Here is a 22,098-nt window from a genome sequence, read left to right on the forward strand (position 1 = left end):
TTGTATAATTTCGCGATAAAATCTCTCTCACCCGATCCTGCACCCATACTGCTCATCAGAACGCCCAGGTGAAGCTTCCGGTTACGGCGTTGTCCTGCACGTTGCCGGACAACGTGCCCTGGTAGGAGACACCCAGCTTCACATTCCGGCCCATCAGCCAGTCGAAGCCCACTTCGACCAGCGCTGCATCGGCGGCCAGAGGCGCACCTGTCACCGAAAAACCCACCCCCGTGGAGAGGAAGGAGAGATTGGCAGTGGGATTGATGTCGCCGAACGCATGCTGCCAGCCCACCATCATGCGGGGCATGATCGTGACATTGTTGTCCAGCGACCAGGTGGTGCCGAGGCGAAGGCCAAGCGTGGTGTAGGTGATCGCGTCGCTCGCCCCCTCGACATGAAGCGCGGACGTTCCACCGGCCTCATTCACGCTGCCGGTGTTGAGCTGGACGTAGGAGAGGCCGACGAACGGTTCGAGCGCGATGGCATTCCAGTTCATGCCATAGCCCAGTTCGCCGAACACCTGCGCGGTGCCTGCGTCGTAGCTGGAGCTGAGCTGATTCTGGAAGCCGGGGAAGACAACCGAGCGGTTCATGTCCACGTCGCTCCAGCTGTAGGCGCCGCCGAACCGCAGGTTGAGCGCGCCGAATGAGCGGCTGCCATAAAGCCCCAGGCTGAAGGTACCGATCTGGGCGGAGCTTGCGCGATCACTGATGGCAAGGTCTGTCGTGGTGTATCCGCCGGCTAGCCCGAAGCGCCAGTCCTCCCCCACCTTCGCGTCAAGGCCGGTCATGAAGCCGGAGCGGTCGTGGCTCACGGAGGCGGCGTTGCTGTTGCCGCTCAGTTCACCCCAGCTCCCGAACGCCTGCCCCCACGCGGTAATGCGGGAAGCCGCACCGTCCGGCATCATGGCCTGTCCCGCAGGAATGTTGGCCGCCGCGCGCGGGGTCGCCATCGTCGAGCCGGTGTCGGTGTAGCCAAGGGCGCTGCCCGGCACGACGGTCATTTGGCCACCGGTGCCCAGCGCAGCGATGGCGCCGCCGGTTTCGCCATAGGATTGCTGGCGCAGGCGATTGAACATGGCCTGCGGCACGATACGGCTGTCGTCCAGCATCGCCGTGCTGGCGCTGGCGTAGGCCTCTCCGGAGAGCATGGTGAAGGCGAGGCGCGCACCCGGCGCATTTAAGCCGACCACCGCTTGATACAAAGCAGAGCCAGCCCCGCCGGCCTGGACCGCGTTGGCGGTATTGAACTGGTTCTGCGTCACCGCCACGCTGGAGAAGCGCACCGGCTGCTCGCCCGTAGACAGCGTCAGATAGGCATGCTGGCCGTCATAGCTCAGCGACGGCGTGAGGAACGCGAGATCGGAAACCACATCCGCGAACTGGCCCGTCACGGATGCGGCGGTCAGGAGCGTGAACACAGTGGACGGCTGATAGCTTCCGCTTCCCGCGAGGACGGAAACCGTGCCGCCGTTCAGCGTGGCGCTTCCCGTCACCAGCAACTGCGAGTTTTGGCCGGCTGGGTTCGTCACCACCTGCAAGGTGCCACCCGCCGCCTGGATGAAATTCCCAGCCAAATTCAAGGCGCTTCCCGGCGTGCCGGGCTGGAGCGTCCCGGAATTGCTCACCGAAGCGATGGTCCAGTTGCCGGATGCGGCCCAGGTAGCGCCGTCTGCGACGCTGAGCGCGCTTCCAGTGCCGAAATTGGCGATGGTGTTCGCCATTGTGTTGGTGCCGGTCAGGAAGATCTGGCCCGCGCCCGCTCCGCCGTCGATCCCGCCTTGCAGGACCGAGCCAGTGTCGAGGGTCAGCGTGTTGACGCCGGCACCGAACTGCACCGCCACGCCGGCGCTGCCAAAGATCGTGCCGCGATTGGTCACGCTGGCGCCGGTGCCGTTGAACAACACGCCGATGACGCCGCCCACCGTTCCGGTGCTGTCGTTGACGAGCGTCGCGGCGCTGGCGAGTGCCGCACCGGCGATGGCATCGTCGAGAATTGTGCCCGCGTTGAAGACGCGCGCGCCCACGCCGATCTGCACGCCGTAGATGCCGCCTTCTATGAAACCGGTGCTCGTGTTGGTGAGTTGCCCGCCCGCGCCGAGATTAACGCCCGTGTCGCCGGTGCCGACGATGGTGCCGCTGTTCTGGATGGTGCCGGAGCCGCTGACGCCGTTGAAGGCACCGATCACCACGCCGCTGTTGGTGAAGCTGCCGGTGTTGGAGAACGACCCCGGCCCGCTGATCGTCCCCAGGTTCGACAGGTCGCCGGAATTGCTGAGTGCGCCGTTGTTGGTGAGCAACGCGAGGTTTGTGAAGGTGCCGGCGTTGCTGATCGTACCGTTGTTGGTCCAACTGCTGTTGTTGGTGAGCGAACCGCTGGTGGTAATCAAACCGCTATTGGTCGACGTGTTATCGACCGAAACCAAGCCGCCGTTTGACAACGTCGCCCCCGCATCCACCGTCAGCCTGCCGTTGACCGTGCCGAGGTTCGTGAGCGTGCCGCTGAAGACGACCAGATTGGTGATGGTCGTGCCCGCGTCGAGGGTCTGGTTCGCGTCCAGGAACCCGACATATTGGAAGCCGACGATCTGCGCGCTGTCCAGCTGCGCACTGTTGTGCACAAATAGTGTGTTAACGCCGAGCGAACCATCAGCGATACCGCTGAGCAGGCTGCCGCCCTCGAGCACCAGCAGGTTGGTGCCGCCAGCGAACTTCAACGCTGTGCCGCCGGCACCAGAGATGGTGCCGAAATTGTCGATGGTGCCCGTCGCATCGCCGGAGAACAGAATGCCGACACCGGACCCGCCCGTGCCTTCGATCACACCGTGGTTGGTGATCAGCGCGGTGCCGCCGCTCACGCTCACTCCGGCCAGGGCGCCGGTGATGAGCCCGGTGTTGGTGACGAGACCGCCGGCCGCCAGCGCCACGCCGGAGCCGGAGAGGCCGGCGATGGTTCCCGCGTTGCTGAGGGTACCGGTTCCGCCTAAGGACACGCCGGTGCCTCCACCCTGGATGACCGAAGTGGTTCCGCTGTTGGAGACATTGCCGCCCATGGCGAGCGCGACGCCGTAGGCCATCACGCCGGCGATGGTGCCGGCGTTGATGATCGTACCCAACCCGCCGATGGAAACGCCGGTCTGGCCACCCTGGACGAACGACGCGCTGCCGCTGTTGGTGAAGCTGCCAGTCGATGCCGATGCGACACCGGTGCCCGCGAGGCCTGTGATGGTGCCTTCGTTGACCATCGCGCTCGTGCCGACGATCGAAACGCCGGTCAGCTCACCCATGATCAGCGATGCATTGCCGGCGTTGGTCACGCTTGCCGCCGAGGACATCAGTACGCCGATGCCTGCCCCATCGCTGGCGATGATGCTGCCGGCATTGGAGAGCGTCGTGCCGCTGCTGACGATGCCAGAGGCGATACCTGCGATGCGACCGCCAAGCTGGTTCTGCACCACGCCACTGCCGCTCACGGTGACCGTGCCGGAGATGGTGCCGCTGTTGGTCAGAAGGCCCGCGTTGGAGAGCGTGCCACCATCGCTCACCAGCGTGCCACTGTTGGTCAGCGTGCCGTTGTTCTGCAGAAGCCCGGTGTTGGTGACCAGTGCACTGTTGGTGAGGGTGCCGGCATTCGTCAGGGTGCTGGCGATGCTCAACGTGCCGGCATTCGAGACCAGGCCACTGTTCAGCGAAGCTGCATCCACCGACACGATGCCGTCGGTAAGAAGCGTAGCGCCCATCTCGACCGTGATCGCGCCGTTCAGCGTGCCATAGTTGGTCAGGGTTCCGGCGATGACCGTCGCGTTGGTGATGGTCGAGTTGGCATCGATCGCCTGGGTGGCGTTTAGGAAGCCCACATACTGGAAGCCGATGGCCGTCACGCCTATCAAGCTCGCATTGCCCTCGACCACCAGCGTGTTCACGCCAAGCGAACCATCCGCCGAGCCGATCAAGGCGCTGCCGCTCTCCAGGATCAGCCGGTTGGTACCGCCGGCAAACTTCACCGCCGTGCCGCCGGCACCGGAGATGGTGCCGAAATTATCGATGGTGCCTGAGCCGCCGGTAAACAGCATGCCGATGCCCGCCGTTCCCGTGCCTTCGATGACGCCATGATTGGTGATCAGTGCCGCTCCATCCGCGACACTCACGCCCGCCGCCCCCCCGGTCAGCAGACCGGAGTTGGAGATGCTGCCACCCGCCCCCAGCGCCACGCCGGAACCCGAGAGGCCCGTGATGGTGCCGGCATTGGTGAGCGTGCCTGCACCGCCCAAGGAAACGCCCGTCTCGCCTCCCTGGATGAGCGAAGTCGCCGCGCTGTTGGAGACACTCCCACCCATGGCGAGAGCAGCGCCGAAGCCCAGTAAACCGGCGATCGTGCCGGCGTTGATGAGCGTGCCTAGGCCGCCGATGGAGACGCCGGTCTGGCCACCCTGAACGAAGGAATTGCTGCCGCTATTGGTGAAGCTGCCAGCTGATGCCAGCGCAACGCCCGGGCCCGCTAGGCCCGTTATCATGCCTTCGTTGAGTACCGTCCCCGCGCCGGTGATCGAAAGGCCGGTGTCGCCACCTTGGATCAGCGATGCACTCCCGGCATTCGTCACGCTCGCGGACGAAGACATCAGCACACCGACGCCCGCCGCGTCGCTGGCGATGATGCTGCCGGCGTTGGCGAGCGTCGTCCCGCTGCTGACGAGGCCGAAGGCGGTGCCGGTTATGCTGCCGCCAAGTTGGTTGTCCACCACGCCGCTGCCGCTCACCGAGACCGTGCCGGCGATGCTGCCGCTATTGGTCAGCAGGCCTGTGTTGGAGAGCGTGCCTGCGCTCGTCACCAGCGTTCCACTGTTGGTGAGCGTACCGGTGTTCAGCAAAAGCCCGGTGTTGGTGAGCAAGGCGCTGTTGGTGAGCGTGCCGGCGTTGGTCAGGGTGCTGGCGATCGACAAGGTACCGGCGTTCGAGATCAGGCCGCTGTTCACCGAGGCACCATCCACCGAGACCCTGCCATCGGTCGCAAGCGTCGCGCCCGTGTCGACAGTCACGACGCCGTTCAGCGTGCCGTGGTTGGTCAGCGTTCCCGCGATCACCACCGCATTGGTGATGGTGGAGTTTGCATCGATCGCCTGGGTGGCGTTGAGGAAGCCCACATATTGGAAGCCGACGGCGTTGACGCCGATCAGCGAGGCGCTGCCCTCGACCACCAGTGTGTTCACGCCCAGGGAACCGTCCGCCGCGCCGATCAACGCGCTACCGCTCTCCAGGATCAGCCGGTTGGTGCCGCCCGCAAACTTCACCGCCGTGCCGCTCGCACCGGAGATGGTGCCGAAATTATCGATGGTGCCCGAGCCGCCCGTGAACAGCACACCGACGCCCGCCGTACCGGTGCCTTCGATAACACCATGATTGATGATCAGCACCGACCCGCCCGCGACGCTCACGCCGGCTATGGCCCCCGTCAGGAGACCGGAATTGGAGACATCGCCGCCCGCTGCCAGCGCCACGCCCGAGCCGGAGAGGCCGGCAATGGTCCCGGCATTGGTGAGCGTGCCCGTCCCGCCGAAGGAAACGCCTGTGTCGCCACCCCGGATGACCGAAGTCGCTCCGGTGTTGGCGACATTCCCGCCCATGGCGAGCGCAACGCCATAGGCCAGCACACCGGCAATGGTGCCGGCGTTGACCACCGAGCCGATGCCGGTAATCGAAAGCCCGGTCTGGCCGCCCTGGATCAGCGATGCACTGTCGGCATTCGTCACGCTCGCGGACGAAGACATCAGCACGCCCACGCCAGCAGCGTCGCTGGCGATGATGCTGCCGGCGTTGGCGAGCGTCGTCCCGCTGCTGATGATACCGAAGGCGGCGCCGGTTATACTGCCGACAAGTTGGTTGTCCACCACACCGCTGCCGCTCACCGAGACCGTGCCGGCGATGCTGCCGCTATTGGTCAGCAGGCCTGTGTTGGAGAGCGTGCCTGCGCTCGTCACCAGTGTCCCGGTGTTGGTCAGCGTGCCGGCATTGGTCAGGGTGCCGCCCGGTGCCAGCTGGTTCGTCCCCGTGAAGGCCCAATCGGCGTCGCTGGCGAGCGTTACGGTCTGGAAGCCAAGAAGGCTGGACCCGAGGCCGCTCAGACTGCCGGTGCCGACACCCGCCGCGAGTGCCAAAGTGTTGCTGCCGGCGCCGCCATCGGCCAAGCCGGTGAGCACCGAACCCGCCTTCAGGGTCAGGAGATCATCGCCGGCGGCGAACTGGATCGCCGTGCCGCCGCCGCCGGCGATGGTGCCGCTGTTGATGATTGTGTTGTTGAAGGTACCGGCGGTGTCGGCGAACAAGACGCCGATGCCGGTACCGGTACCGGCAATTGTGCCTTCGTTGGTGACGGTGCTGGCGCCACCCTTCGTGTGGACGCCCGCCGTGGCGCCCGCGACCAGCGCGTTGGCACCGATGTTCATCACGCTGCCGCCGGCATTCATCCGAATGCCGAAGTCGGCGGTGCCGGTGACGGTGCCGGCGTTGGTGATGGCCAGGCCCGCGACGTCAGTGAGCACACCGGTCGTGCCGATGATGGAGGCACCGGCCTGATTGTCCATCACGCCGCCGAGGATCGTGACCATTCCAGCGATGGTGCCGGCATTGGCGAGCGTGCCGCTGCTGCTCAGCCCCCCGCTGACCGTCAGCGTACCGCTGTTTGTGAAGGTGCCGGCGTTGGTCAGGGTGGAGGCATCGGACACGCCGGTGCTGGTCCAGGCGGCGCCGCTTGCAACCGTCACAGTGGTGAAGGCGGTGAAGTTCAGCGTACCCGTGCCGGAGAGGAATTCCAGCGTATCGGTGCCGCCACCGCCATCGACACGGCCCGTGAAAACCGCGCCAGAAAGAACCTGCAGCAGGTCGTCGCCGCCCCCGAACTGCACCGCCATGCCGGCGGTACCAGTACCGGCAATGGTGCCGCTATTGATGAGCGTCGTGTTGAAGGTGCCGAACGTATCCGACACGAGGAGGCCTGCCGCACCCGTGACTGTGCCGCTGTTGGTCAGCGTGCCCGCGCCGCCGCGGAAATAGACCCCCTGGAGGGCACCGGAGATCAGGCCGGAACTCGCGTTGGTGACCTGTCCGCCGCCGCGCAATTGGACGCCGCTATCGGTGTTGCCACGGATGCTGCCGGCATTGGTCACGATGCCGGTGCCGGCGATCTGCGCGCCGTTGAGGCTGCCGTAGATGTAGGAGGCCGTGCCCTGGTTCGTCACGCTGCCGCCCGCGACGAGAATGACGCCGACGCTTGATGGGAAGCCCACGGCGCGAATGCTGCCCTCGTTGGTCAGGCTGCCGGCGCCGCCGCTGATCCAGGTGCCGCCGGTGATGGATGAGGCGGTACCCTGATTGAAGATACTGCCGCCCGCCGAGACAAGGCTCACGGCGTAAAGTCCGGTGGCGACGATGGTGCCGGCATTGGTCAAAGTGCCGCCGCCCTGGATCGCCACGCCGCCATAGCCCGAGATGCGGCCCGAGGCAGTGTTCATGACGTCGCCGCCGGCCGAAAGGGAAACCGCATAGCTGGACGGGCCGGCAATGGAGCCGGAATTGGTCACAGTCCCCGTGGCGCCGGCGATGGCGATGCCCACTCCGCCGCCTTCGATCCTCCCCGAGGCGGTGTTGTCGACGCTGCCGCCCGCCAGGAGCGACACGCCGGTGCCGGCGACGCTGGTGGCGGAGATGGAGCCGTCATTGCTCACCGCTCCGGCGGCGCCTGCGATCAGGATGCCTTGGGTGCCCCCGGAGATCACAGAGGCGCTGCCGGAATTGGTGATGCTGCCGCCGGACGAGAAGTAGATGCCCCGACCCAGGGTGCCGATGATGGTGCCGGCATTGCTTAGCGTGCGGGCGGCGATGCCCGTGCCAACCACGCCGTCGTCCGGCCCAGCCACGAGCCCAGCGGTCTGGTTGTCCAGGACCCCGCCGGCGGAGAGCGTCACCGTCGTCAGGATCGTCCCGCTGTTCTGCAGCGTGCCGTCGTTGACGATGGTGTCGAGGTTGGCGAGCGTGCCGAGATTGATCAGCGTGCCGGCATTGGTGATGGTCTCGACAGAGTCCGTGCCGCTCAGCGTCCAGCTGGCGCCGGCGTGGACGATCAGCACCTCGAAATTGCTGAAGCCCGCCGAGGCGCCGCTACCGGAGAGCAGATCCAGCGTGTCGACCCCCGCTCCGCCGTCCACAGCGCCGCCGAATGCGAAGCCGGACGACAGCTGCAGCAGATCGGCACCGGCGCCGAACTGCACCGCGAAGGTCGTGCCGCTGATCGTGCCGCTGTTGATGACCGTGTTGTTGAAGGTGCCGCCATCGTCGAGGAAACGCACGCCCGCCGCACCACCGGCTATTGTGCCGGCATTGTCCACCACGCCCACACCGCTGAGGACCAAGACACCGTTGGTGGTGCCCGACAGGCGGGAGGCGGCGCCGGAATTGGTCAGGCTTCCGCCTGCGGCCAGGTAGACGGCAGTGCCGCCAGCGATGGTGCCCGCATTGGTCACGCTACCCGGGATATTGAACGTGATGACGCCGTAGTCGACGCCTGCGATCCTTGAAGCGGTGCCCTGGTTGGAGATGCTGCCACCGGCGTCGAGACGGATGCCAATGGAGGCCGACCCGCCGATGGTCCCTTCATTCTGGATCGTGCTGGCGGCATTCAGACTGTTGATGCCGTAGAAACCGCCGTCGATCCGCGATGCCGTGCCTTGGTTCGTGACCGTGCCGGCCCCCGATAGAAGGATGCCGGCAGTGGAGGTTCCGATGATGGTGCCGGCATTGAGGATGGTGCCGGTGGCGCCGATGGCCTGGGAAATGCCGACGTCGGCGGCCGTGATACGCCCGCCCGCCTGGTTGGTGATCTGGCCCGCACCGCTCAGCATCACCGTGCCGGAGATGCTGCCGCTATTGGTCAGCGCGCCCTCCTCGGTGAAGATGCCTGAGGTGACGAAGGTCCCGCTGTTGATAAAGGTGACGGTATTGGTCAGCGTGCCGCTGTTCCTGAATATGCCGGCGTTGGTGAGCGTCACCGTGCTTCCGGTCGCCGCCAGGGTCCAGTCCGCGCCGGAATCCACCGCGACATTGGCGAAATTGGTGAAGCCAGTGATTGTGCCGGTGCCGGAGACGAACTCCAGCGTGTTGGAACCGGCTCCGCCGTCCGCAACGCCATCGAAGGAGGCGCCCGCCAGGATCTGCAGCAGATCGTCGCCCGCGCCGAACTGCACCGCCGTGCCGCTCGCGCCGCTGATGGCTCCGCTATTGATCAGGGTATTTCCGAACGTGCCGGTGAACTGCACGCCGATGCCAGCCGTGCCGGTGCCGGCGATCGTGCCCTGGTTGCTCACCATGCCGCCGGCCTGGAGATAGACGCCTGCGACGACGCCGGAGATCACGGCCGACGTGCCCTGGTTCGTCACCTGCACAAGACTGCTGGCATAGATGCCCATGCCGGCTGCGCCGGTGCCGCTGATGGCGGCCTCGTTCACCACAGTGCCGGCGAACATGTTCACGCCGGCCAGCACGCCGGTGATCAGGCCAGTGCCGGTGTTGGTGACGCGCGCGTCGTTGGTGACATTGATGCCGGTGCCGGCGGTGCCCGTGCCGGTGATGGTGCCGGAATTGGTGACCCCGCCGGTGACGGTGAAGATGCCGACGGCCCCGCTGATCACGCCGGTGGCCGCATTGGTGATGGTGCCGGAGCCGATGGAGACGCCGTACTGGGACAGGCCGCTGATCAGGCCGTAATTGGCGACCGTGCCGGCGCCGGAAATGCTGATTCCGCTTTCCGCGCCCTGGATGATTCCGGACGCGCGGTTCGTGACGCTGCCGTCGGCATACATGGAGAGGGCGGCACGGGCGGTGCCGATGATGCTGCCTTCGTTGGTGACGGTGCCGCCGTTCGAGGTCGTGCCTGCGAAATAGATGCCGTAGGCGCCGCTGATGAGCGCCGCGGACCCCAGATTGCGGACAGAACCGCCGGCGCCCAGATAGATGCCGGTTCCCGCCGTGCCGCCCTGGATCGTGCCGGTGTTGTCGATGGTTCCAAGGCCGTCGAGGGTCTTGATGCCGACGCCCAACGTGCCGGTGGCCATGATGGTGCCGGCATTGGTGATCAGCACCGCCATCGGACCGCCGGTGAAGGTGCCTTGGGCGATCACGATGCCGGCGAGGCGGCCGCTGATTAGCGAAGCCGTGCCGAAGTTCTCGATGGCGCCGTTGGTGTTCTGGTCGACACCGATCCCCTCGGTGCCAATGATCGAGCCTTCATTGTGCAGCAGGGAGCCGGCGGACCGGAGCTGCAGCCCGTCCACCGTGCCCGAGATCAAGGACGCGGTGCCGAAGTTGTTCACCACATCGGTGCTGTCGAAATAGCCCCCCACGCCGGCGGTGCCGGTGGCCTGGACGGTGCCTAAATTGCCCAGCGTGCCGCCCCACATCATCACGCCCAGCGTCGTGCCGGTGATCGTGCCAGCGGCCTGGTTGATGAGGTGGGCGTCGGAATTGTTGGAGCGGACGCCGACACCATTCCCACCGTCGACAAGCCCGCTGTTGGTGAGCGTCCCGGAGCTGAACTGGAAGCCGCCTGCTGCCGTGCCACTCGCCTGAATGGTGCCGCGGTTGACCATGGCTCCCTGGCTGACGTTGGCGGTCCAGCCAAGGCCCGTGCTGGAAATCTGGCCATCGTTGGTGAAGGTCACGTCACCCGAAAATCCGCCGCCGAAATTCACGCCGCCACTGGTGCCGGAAATTGTTCCGGTGGCTTCGTTGGTGAAGCTTCCCCCGCCGGCGTAGACGTAAACGCCGGGCCCGCTCGTGCCGATGATGGTCCCGGCATTGGTGATCGTGCCGGGCGCGCGATAGACATAGACGCCCATCGCGCTGCTGATGGTGCCCGTGCTCGCATTGGTGACGCTGGCGCCGACATAGCGGACGTGGATGCCGTGGTCCGTGCCGGTGATGCTGGCGTAATTGGTGATCGTGGCGGCGCTGCCAGCGATGAAGATGCCGTCCTGGCCGCCGTTGATCAGGGCGGTCGCGTTCGCGGTGCCGCCGTTGGTGATGATGCCGCCGTTGCTCAGGTAGATGCCGCGCGTGCTGACGCCGCTGATCGTGCCGAGATTGCTGATGGTCGGGCTGCTGCCGGCGGCGCCGTACACACCGACATCGGCGCCAGTGATCACGCCGGAAAGGAGATTGTTCAGGATGCCGGTTCCCGTCAGCGTCACGGTGCCGTCGATGCTGCCGGAATTGGTCATGGTTCCGGAGCTGGTGAGCACGCCGGAAGAGGTGCTCAGAAGCCCGTCATTGGTGAAGCTGCCGGTGTTCGCCAGCGTGCCGGAATTGGTCAGGGTCACCCCTGATGCGACGGTGTTGCCGCCCGTGAATGTCCACTCCGCGCCGCTGTTGACGTTCACGAGGCCGAATTCAAAGAAGTCGGCGCCGAGGCCCGTGAAGCTGCCGCCCGTGCCCTCGAAGGCGAGGGTATTTGTTCCTGCCCCGCCGTCCACGATGCCGACGAATATCGCGCCGGGTTGTAGCGTCAGGAGGTCGTCGCCGGCACCGAACAACACCGCCGCGCCGCTGTTGCCGATGATGGTGCCGGAATTGGTCAGCGTGTTGCTGTAGGTACCGACATCGAAAAGGATGCCGACGCCATCGGAGGTGATCGTCCCGGCATTGGTGATCGTGGCCGCCCCATCGACCACATAAATGCCCATCAGCCCGCCGGAAATCAGCGCCGCCGACCCGTCATTCTGAACGCGGCCGCCCGCCTTGAGGGAGACGCCGATATAGGTGCTCGTGATGGCACCCTCGTTGGTCACGGTGCCGTTCGCGGTGGAGATGATGACGCCGGCAATGGCGCCGGAAACCTCCGAGCCGGTGCCGGAATTGGTGACCGAGCCGCCGTCTGAGAGATAGACACCGACCGAGCTTCCGCAGGTCCCCCGGATGGAGCCGGAATTTGTGACCGCGCCACCGCCCAGCACCGAAACGCCGTTGCAATAGCCCTGGATCAGACCGCCCGCATAATTGGTGACCGTGCCGCCCGCCATCAGGCGAACGCCATCGGACTGGCCGATGATGGTGCCGGAATTGCTCACGTAGCCTGCGGCACCGTCGATGCCGACGGCGTCCCAAAGGGTGGACGTGATCCGGCCCGAGCTGGAATTGGTAACTGTCCCGCCCGCGCTAAGCAGAATGCCGTAGCTGGTCCCGCCGCCGATGCTGCCTTCGTTGGTGACGGTGGCGGCGGCGCCCTTTGAATAGATGCCGCGATCGTACCCGGAGATGAGCGCGGTGGTGCCCAGGTTGCGGATGAAGCCACCGGCACCGAGATAGATGCCGGTCCCCAGCGTCGCCTGGATCGTACCGGTGTTGTCGATGGTGCCCAGGCCGTCGAGCGTCTTGATGCCGATGCCGCTGGTGCCGGTGGCCACGATCGTGCCGGCATTGGTGATGAACACCTCCATCGGCGCGGTGGTGGAGGTGCCGTTGGAAATCACGATGCCGGCAAGGCCGCCGCTGATGAGCGAGGCGGTTCCGATGTTCTCGATGGTGCCGTTGGTGTTCTGGTCGACACCATAGGCGGTGGTGCCGATGATGGTGCCTTCATTGTGCAACAGGGAGCCGGCGAACCTGAGCTGCAGTCCGCTCGCAGCACCCGAAATCAGCGCAGCGGTGCCGAAATTGTTGACCACGTCGGTGGCATCGAAATAGCCCCCCACGCCAGACGTGCCGGTGCCGATAATGGCGCCATGATTGCTCAGCGTGCCGCCCCACATCATCACGCCCTGCGTCGTGCTGGTGATGGTCCCGGACGCTTGGTTGATGAGATGGACGTCGAGATTGTTCGAGCGGACGCCGGGGCCGTCGGCACCGTCGATGAGCCCGCTGTTGGTGAGCGTGCCCGAGCCAAACTGGAAGCCGCCATTGGCCGCGGTGCCATCCGCCCGAATGGTACCGCGGTTGACCATCAACCCCTGGTTCACGTTAACGCCCCAGCCGCCTGTGGCGGAGATCTGGCCGTCATTGGTGAAGGTGACGTCGCCGGTAAAGCTCCCGCCGAAATTGACGCCGCCCATGGCGCCGGAAATCACCCCAGTATTGGTGTTGGTGAGGCTTCCTCCCCCTGCATAGACGTAAACCCCGGCCCCGCTCGTGCCGGTGATGGTCCCGGCATTGGTGAGCGTGCCGGGGGCCTTGTAGAAATAGACGCCGATGCCGCCGCTGAGGGTGCCCGTGCTCGCATTGGTGACGCTGCCGCCGACATAGCGGAAATTGAGGCCGTGGTTCGTGCCCGTGATGCTGCCGTAATTGGTGATCGTTGCCGCGCTGCCGGCGACGAATATGCCGTCCTGGCCGCCATTGATCAGGGCAGTGGCGCTGGCGGTGCCGCCATTGGTGACGCTGCCGCCAGCCGCGAGGAAGATGCCGTGCGCGCCGCCGCCGATGCTGCCTTGGTTGGTAACCGTGCCGGCCGCGCCCGTGGCGGAGATGCCGTATTGGTCGCCGGAAATAAGCGCGGCGGTCCCCAGATTGCTGACCGACCCTCCGGCGCCCAGGTAGACGCCGACTCCGGTGCTGCCGGCGCCCTGGATCGTGCCGGTGTTGTCGATAGTTCCCAGACCGTCGAGCGTCTTGATGCCCACGCCATCGGTGGCCATGACGGTACCGGCATTGGTGATCTGCACCGCCATCGGACCGCTGGTGAAGGTGCCTTGGGCAATCAGGATGCCTCCGAGGCCGCCGCTGATCAGCGAAGCCGTGCCGAAGTTCTCGATGGCGCCGTTGGTGTTCTGGTCAACACCGTAACCGGTGGTGCCGATGATGGTGCCTTCATTGTGCAGCAGGGAGCCGGCGTTCCGGAGCTGGAGGCCGCTCAGCGCTCCCTCAATCCGGGAAGCCGTGCCAAAATTATTGACCGCATCGGCGGCGTAGAAATAGCCCCCCACGCCGGCGGTGCCGGTGGCCTGGACCATGCCGAAATTCGACAGCGTCCCGCCGAATATCATCACGCCCAGCGTCGTGCTGGTGATGGTGCCTGCCGCCTGATTGATCAGGTTTGCGCCGGAGTTGTTGACACGAACGCCGGCACCGTTCCCGCCGTCGATGAAGTTATAGTTGGTGAGCGTCCCAGAGCCGAACTGGAAGCCGCCGACCGCCGTGCCACTCGCCTGAATGGTGCCGCGGTTGACCATGGTCCCCTGGCTGACGGTGACGGCCCAGCCGCCGCCCGTGCTGGAAATCTCGCCATCGTTGGTGAAGGTGACTTCGCCGCCACCGCCGAAATTAACACCGCCACCGGTGCCGGAAATCGTTCCGGTGGCTTCGTTGGTGAAGCTTCCCCCGCCGGCATAGACGTAAACACCGGGGCCGTTGGTGCCTATGATGGTCCCGGCATTGGTGATCGTCCCGGGGGCATAAGCGAAATAGACCCCCATGGCGCTAGTGATGATGCCGGTGCTCGCGTTGGTAACGCTGCCGCTGATATCGCGGAACTGGATGCCGTGGTCGTTGCCGGTGATGCTGCCGTAATTGGTGATCGTCGCCGTGCTGCCGGCGATGAATATGCCGTCCTGGCCGCCGTTGATCCGGGCCGTCGCGTTCGCCGTTCCGCCGTTGGTGATGAGGCCGCCATTGCGCAGGTAGATGCCGCGCGTGTTGGCGCCGTTGATCGAACCGAGGTTGGTTATGGTCGGCGTGCTGCCGACGGCGCCGTACACGCCAACGTCGCCGCCGGTGATCGCGCCGGAGAGCAGATTGTTCAGGACGCCGGTTCCCGTCAGCGTCACCGTGCCGTCGATGCTGCCGGAATTGGTCATCGTCCCGGAACTGGTAAGCACGCCGGCAGAGGTCGCAAGCAGCCCGTCATTGGTGAACGAGCCAATGTTCGCCAGTGTGCCGGAATTGGTCAGGGTGGTGCCCGAGCCGATGGTGCTGTCGCCGCCGAAAGTCCATTCAGCGCCGCTGTCGATGCTGGCCTGCGCGAAATTGATGAAACTCGCGCCGCCGAGGCCGGTGAAGGTGCCGTTGCCGGAGAACGCCAGGGTGTTGCTGCCGGCCCCGCCGTCCACCGTGCCTGTGAAGGAGGCACCGTCCAGCAGCGTTAGCAGGTCGGCGCCGGCGCCGAATTGCACCGCCGTGCCGCCGCTGCCGATAATGGCACCGGAATTGGTGATCGTGTTGTTGGCGGTGCCGAAATTATCGGCGAACGTGATGCCGATCAGGCCGCCGGAGATGGTGCCTTCATTGGTGATCGCGACCGCGTTGGCACTATCGACGGATATGCCATATTTCGCGGTGCCGTAGATGTGGGACGTCGTGCCTTGGTTGACGATCGTGCCATTGCCGGCGTTCACCAGCACGATGCCTCTCACGCCGCCACCGATGGTGCCCGCATTGGTTATGGACGTCGCAGTTTGTGCCGGGTCGAGAACATTGGTCGAATAGACGCCGTACTTCGCACCGGAGATGCGCGCGGCAGTGTTGGTGTTGGTTATCGTGGCGCCATAAAGTGTGAAAACACCCGCGCCCGGGGTGGCAGTCCCGCTCTGCGTGATGGTGCCGTCATTGGTGATGACGGTCACGCCATAGCCGCCGGTGAGAGACACCCCGACCTGGGTACCGGAGATATAGCTCGCCTGACCTAAATTCGTGAGCGTGCCGCCCTGCTTGAGCTGCACGCCGGCTTCCTGCAAGCCGATGATCGTGCCCTCGTTGCTCACGATGGCGGCGCTATATTTCGTGTAGACGCCGATGCCGCCCGAAATCCGAGCGCCCGTGCCGGTGTTGAGGATGGAGCCTGCGGAGTTGAGGAAGATGCCGATGCTGGTGGTGTCGGTTCCGGTGATTGTGCCGGCGTTGGTGATGGTCTGATTATTGTCAGCGGAGACTAGGTTGCCCGTGCCGGTAAGCGTCGCGCCCGCCAGGTTCGCGAACTGGCCGGTGCTGGAGAGTACGACGTTGCCAGATAGCGTGCCGGCGTTGGTGAGCGTGCCGGCAGTGGTTATCGTGCTGGCGGTGGCGTCATTGCTGCCGGTGAGGGTCCACGCGGCGCCGTTGGCGATGGTCACTTGCTGGAACGCCAGGAAGCTCGTTCCGAGCCCCGTGAGGCTGCCGCCGGAACCGGAGAGTTCCAGCGTATTGGTGCCGCTGGCGCCGTCCACCACGCCGGTGAAGACCGCGCCCGGCTGAAGCGCCAGAAGGTCGTCTCCAGCGCCGAACCGCACCGCAGTGCCGTTGTTGCCGATGATGGTGCCAGCGTTGTTTACTGTTCCAGCGATATTGTTGACGGAGATGCCGTATTGCGTCCCGGATATGGTGCCTTGGTTCGTTATCGTGCCGCCGGCACTCAACCCGATGCCTATGTTGCCATAAATGGAGCCGCTGTTGATCACGGTCCCGGCGCCGGCAGACACGTAGACACCGTAGCGCGTCCCGCTAATCACCGCCGCGGTGCCGCTGTTCGTGATCAGGCCGGCCGCCTTCAGATAGACGCCATACAAGCCTGAGATCAGGCGGGAGTTGAACACGCTGGCGCCGGTCGCACCCGCAGCGCCCTGCACTGCCGTGCCGACGGCGGTATGGGTGCCGGAGTTGGAAAACAGGCCCGCACCGGTCAGCGTCACCGAGCCCGAGATGCTGCCGGAATTCGTCAGCGTGCCGGCATCGAGAAAGCGGCCGGTGATCCCCAGCGTGCCGGAATTCTGGAACGAACCGGAATTGGTGAATGTGCCGCCGGCGGACATCTGACCGCTATTGGTCATCACTTGACCGGAGGTGACGGAATTGGCTCCGGTAAAGGTCCAGTTCGCGCCGGCCGCGACGCTGATCTGCTCGAAGCCGGTGAAATTGGTGTTGTTTAGCCCGGAGAAGGTGGCGGCGGTGGTTCCGGCGAACTCCAGCAGGTCCGTGCCATCCCCGGCGTCGACCACCCCCGTGAAGAACCCGCCCGGCAGCAGGCGGACCGTATCGTCGCTGGTACGCTTGAATTGAACCGCGATACCGCTGTCGCCGATAATGGCGCCACTATTCACCAGCGTGTTGGTGAAGCCAATAACATTGAACACCACGCCGGCGTTAGACGTAGTGTCCGTGCCGGTGGACCGGATGGTTCCGGAATTCGTCAGCAGACCACCGCTGCCGTATCCATTTAAAATGTAGGCGCCTTTACTGCCGCCCGCAATCAGTCCGGAATTGGTGGCCGTCCCCGCGCTTTGCAAGTACAGGCCGGTGCCCGCCGAAGAGCTGACGGTTCCGTCATTCGTGACCTGAGCAACCGCGCCGCCGGACTTGAAGAAGACGCCCCATAGGCTACCGGCTATGCTGCCGTGATTGACGAGTGTGCCGCCAACGCCACCGACGGCAACACCGACGTTGCTGCCCGATATCAGGCTGGCCGTGCCGGTATTGGTAACATTGCCGCCGCTTCCCAGGGAAACAGCCGCAGCCGGGTAGGCGCCGGTGGCGCTGATCGTACCCTCGTTGCTGAGCGTCCCAAGCCCGCCGCCGATGTTGAGCCCGACAGCGCCGGAAATCCGCGAACCCGCCCCCCTGTTGATCACCAAACCGCCGGCGGTGAGCACGATGCCACTGCCCGTGCCGCCGCCGATGCTGCCGTAGTTGGTGATCGTGCCAGGGGCGCCCGCGGCATAAATGCCGCGCAGCCCTCCGTAGACAAGCGAGGCGGTGCCCAGATTGCGCACGGAACCGCCGGCGCCCATGTGGATGCCGGTCCCGGCCGTGCCGCCCTGGATCATCCCGGTGTTATCGATAGTCCCAAGGCCGTCGAGCGTCCTGATGCCAACGCCCCCCGCATCGGTGGCCATGACGGTGCCGGCATTGGTGATCTGCACCGCCATCGGACCGCCGGTGAAGGTGCCTTGGGCAATCAGGATGCCTCCGAGGCCGCCGCTGATCAGCGAAGCCGTGCCGAAGTTCTCGATGGCGCCGTTGGTGTTCTGGTCAACACCGTAACCGGTGGTGCCGATGATGGTGCCTTCATTGTGCAGCAGGGAGCCGGCGTTCCGGAGCTGGAGGCCGCTCAGCGCTCCCTCAATCCGGGAAGCCGTGCCAAAATTATTGACCGCATCGGCGGCGTAGAAATAGCCCCCCACGCCGGCGGTGCCGGTGGCCTGGACCATGCCGAAATTCGACAGCGTCCCGCCGAATATCATCACGCCCAGCGTCGTGCTGGTGATGGTGCCTGCCGCCTGATTGATCAGGTTTGCGCCGGAGTTGTTGACACGAACGCCGGCACCGTTCCCGCCGTCGATGAAGTTATAGTTGGTGAGCGTCCCAGAGCCGAACTGGAAGCCGCCGACCGCCGTGCCACTCGCCTGAATGGTGCCGCGGTTGACCATGGTCCCCTGGCTGACGGTGACGGCCCAGCCGCCGCCCGTGCTGGAAATCTCGCCATCGTTGGTGAAGGTGACTTCGCCGCCACCGCCGAAATTAACACCGCCACCGGTGCCGGAAATCGTTCCGGTGGCTTCGTTGGTGAAGCTTCCCCCGCCGGCATAGACGTAAACACCGGGGCCGTTGGTGCCTATGATGGTCCCGGCATTGGTGATCGTCCCGGGGGCATAAGCGAAATAGACCCCCATGGCGCTAGTGATGATGCCGGTGCTCGCGTTGGTAACGCTGCCGCTGATATCGCGGAACTGGATGCCGTGGTCGTTGCCGGTGATGCTGCCGTAATTGGTGATCGTCGCCGTGCTGCCGGCGATGAATATGCCGTCCTGGCCGCCGTTGATCCGGGCCGTCGCGTTCGCCGTTCCGCCGTTGGTGATGAGGCCGCCATTGCGTAGGTAGATGCCGCGCGTGTTGGCGCCGTTGATCGAACCGAGGTTGGTTATGGTCGGATTGCTGCCGCCCGCCCCGTACACGCCAACGTCGCCGCCGGTGATCGCGCCGGAGAGCAGATTGTTCAGGATGCCTGTTCCCGTCAGCGTCACCGTGCCGTCGATGCTGCCGGAATTGGTCATGGTTCCGGAACTGGTGAGTACGCCGGCTGACGTGGTCAGAAGCCCGTCGTTGGTGAACGTGCCGCTGTTCGCCAGCGTGCCGGAATTGGTCAGGGTCACCCCTGACGCGACGGTGTTGCCGCCCGTGAATGTCCACTCCGCGCCGCTGTTGACGCTCACCCCACCGAAATTGACGAAGTCCGCACCGCCGAGCCCGGTAAAGCTCCCGCCAGTGCCATCGAAAGCGAGGGTATTGTTTCCCCCGCTGCCGTCCACCACACCGGTGAAGGTAGCGCCGGCTTGCAGTGTCAGGAGGTCATTGCCGGCCCCGAACTGCACAGCCGTGCCGCCGGTGCCGATGATGGTCCCGGAATTGGTCAGCGTGTTGTCATAGGCGCCAACGTCGAACGCGACGCCGACGCCGTCGGTGCCGGTCGCGACGATCCGTCCGGCATTGGTGATGGTGGCCGCCGCGCCGAAGACGGTGACGCCGTAGGTCTCACCGGAGATCAGCGATGCCGGCCCGACGTTCGACACGCTGCCGCCGTCGCCCAGGAAGACACCGGCAAAGGCGTCGGCGGTTCCCATGATGGAACCTTCGTTCACCACCGTGCCGGGTTCAGCCGTGAAAAGGACGCCGCCCCTCGTGCCGGTTATCAGGGAGGCGGTGCCGAGGTTTGTGACCTCGCCGCCGTCATAGAGATGGACGCCGTATGCGGTGGTGCAGCTTCCCCCGATGACGCCGGAATTGCTGACCGCGCCGGCGCCGCCCATCACCGAAACGCCGTTGCAATAGCCCTGGATCACGCCGGTAAGGGTGTTGACGACCGAACCGCCGGCCAGCAGGCGGACCCCGTCCATCAGGCCGATGATGGTGCCGGAATTCTGAACCGTGCCCGGGCCGCCATCGATCACGACCGCATCGGCAACGCTGGCGCTGATCCGGCCCGAGACTGAATTGGTGATGGTGCCGCCGGCCCCGAGGAACACCCCGTATCCGCCGTTGATGCTTCCGTCATTGGTGACGGTGCCCAGCGCCCCGGCGATGTCGATGCCCCGGTCGTCGCCAAAAATGGCGGAGGCGGAGCCCGAATTCTCGATCTGGCCGCCAGCGGCGAAGCTGATGCCGTGACCGGAGACACCCGTCACGGTGCCGGAATTTGTCAGGGTCCAGATATGGGAATTGTTGCCGGAGACCGCCGTGGTGGGGCCGGAGATCGCCGTCAGTGGGGTAATGAGGAAGCTGGAATACCCGGCATAGCTTTGCAGCACAATGCCGCCGCTGGTGCTGGGCAGTGACACGGTCTGCGCACGCACCCGATTGGGCAAGGTGACGCCCAGGGTGACGATCACCGGCGCCATCATCAAAGCCACGGTAGCGCAGCTGCTCAACAGGGCGCTGACACGCCTGCGCTGCCCCCGGAGACGCTCCGGAAGCGCGGTAGCGGCCAAAAACGGCCCCTTTGATCTCATCGCCCCTGCCCTAACCAAAAGCGGGCGCGCCCCGCTACCGCACAACACCCGACAGATCCGGAGACAGCAGCCCTTACGCGGATCTCACATGCTGGAAGAATGATGAGAGGATGACTCCAAACGCTTGGAAAAACTTGATTTCCCGACGCTACCCCATCCACAAAATGTGCGACCCCCACCGGCATAAAGGAGGGGTTGACGGGGAACAAGGGCGCATCCCCCGATAGACCGGCAATTTTTGACCGCATCCCCGGAATGTCGCACTGCCGGACGATTTTGAACATGCTCGCGCGGCGCGGACATGGCAGGCATGATGGCGTCTCCTCTTGCGCCGCCGATGCTTGGCGGGTCTGATCCCGCCATTGCGGCGGGCGTTCCGTCATCACCGGCATTTCGAGTGGGCATCATGATCGAGCGCGCCATCAAGATTGATCTGAGCAGCGACACGTCCACGCGCCCGTCCCCGGAGATGCTTCAGGCCATGGCGCGCGCGCCGGTCGGCGACGAGCAGCGGGGCGAGGACCCAACCACCCGCGCTCTGGAAGAACGCACGGCCGACCTGCTCGGGCAGGAAAGCGCAGTGTTCCTGCCCTCCGGGACCATGTGCAATCAAATCTCCTTCCTGGTGCACTGCAAGGCCGGGGATGAGATCATCGCCGCCCAGCAGGCGCATATCTACGGCTCGGAAGGCGGCGGCGCGGCCGCGTTGGCGGGGGCTTTCGTGCGGCCCATCGATGCGCCGGACGGCATCTTCAATGCCGATGCCGTCCTCAGCGCCATCCGGCCCGCGCGCCAGAGAGCGCCGCGCAGCAGGGTGGTCGTGATGGAGCAGACCTCCAACCGCGGCGGTGGGGCGGTGTGGCCGCTCGCGCTGGTGGAGGATGTCGCCCTGAAGGCACATGACGCCGGCCTCGCCGTGCACATGGACGGCGCGCGGCTGCTCAACGCGGTGGTGGCCTCCAACGTGGCGGCACATGATTTTGGCCGCCCGTGCGACAGCGTCTGGCTCGATTTCTCCAAGGGCCTGGGCTGTCCGGTTGGCGCGGTGCTGGCAGGTTCGCGCGACTTCATCTCGGACGCCTGGGCCTGGAAGCACAGGCTCGGCGGCGCCTTGCGCCAGTCCGGCGTCCTCACAGCCGCCTGCCTCCATGCCCTAGACCACAATGTGGACCGGCTGGCGATTGACCACGACAATGCCCGGCGCCTGGGCGATTTCGTTTCGCAGATTCCCGGCGTCCGCCTCGCCTTTCCGCGCGTCGAAACCAACATCGTTTTCATCGATATCGCCGCGACCGGGCATGTCTCCAGCGATATCCTCAAGCGGCTAGGCGAGCGGGGGGTCCGCATGTCGTTGGAAGGGCCCCACCTGATGCGCGCGGTCACCCACCTCGACATCGCTGCGGGCGAGATCGAAATCGCAGCCCAAGCCCTGGCGGACGCGCTCCGGGTCTGACCGGGCCTACGCCCGAAGGCTGGCAAGCCTTTCGTTTTCTGGATCTGGCGAACTTTTGGCCCGCCGCATAGCGCGCGGGACCGCTGTCGCACGCCATTTTGAGTTGCAGGACACAGCCCGCCTGCTTGCGATGCACAATCTTCGAGCAGCCTTTGCTAACGACCAAACATTGACCACCCATTCCGCAGAACGTTATACA

The 22,098-nt window shown here is 65.3% G+C and carries 2 protein-coding genes; one reads left to right on the forward strand and one right to left on the reverse strand.

Features of this window, described 5'->3' with window-relative positions:
* Positions 1-55: 55 nt before the first annotated feature.
* Positions 56-20,347, reverse strand: coding sequence for a hypothetical protein (locus ADADO0_RS03800; RefSeq protein WP_511303757.1), 20,292 nt, complete (start codon positions 20,345-20,347; stop codon positions 56-58).
* A 409-nt stretch (positions 20,348-20,756) separates the two neighbouring features.
* On the opposite strand from ADADO0_RS03800, the gene ADADO0_RS03805 reads away from it, so the two are divergent.
* Entirely contained in the window at positions 20,757-21,899 is a 1,143-nt protein-coding gene (locus ADADO0_RS03805) for a threonine aldolase family protein (RefSeq protein ID WP_511303758.1), read from the forward strand.
* Positions 21,900-22,098: the final 199 nt, after the last annotated feature.

The sequence above is a fragment of the Aquabacter sp. genome, from assembly GCF_965279295.1.
In the GTDB taxonomy this organism is placed as follows: domain Bacteria; phylum Pseudomonadota; class Alphaproteobacteria; order Rhizobiales; family Xanthobacteraceae; genus Aquabacter.

Excerpts from the sequence above, each read along its gene's own strand:
- ADADO0_RS03805 (WP_511303758.1), top strand. The coding sequence starts at position 20,757 with ATGATGGCGTCTCCTCTTGCGCCGCCGATGCTTGGCGGGTCTGATCCC.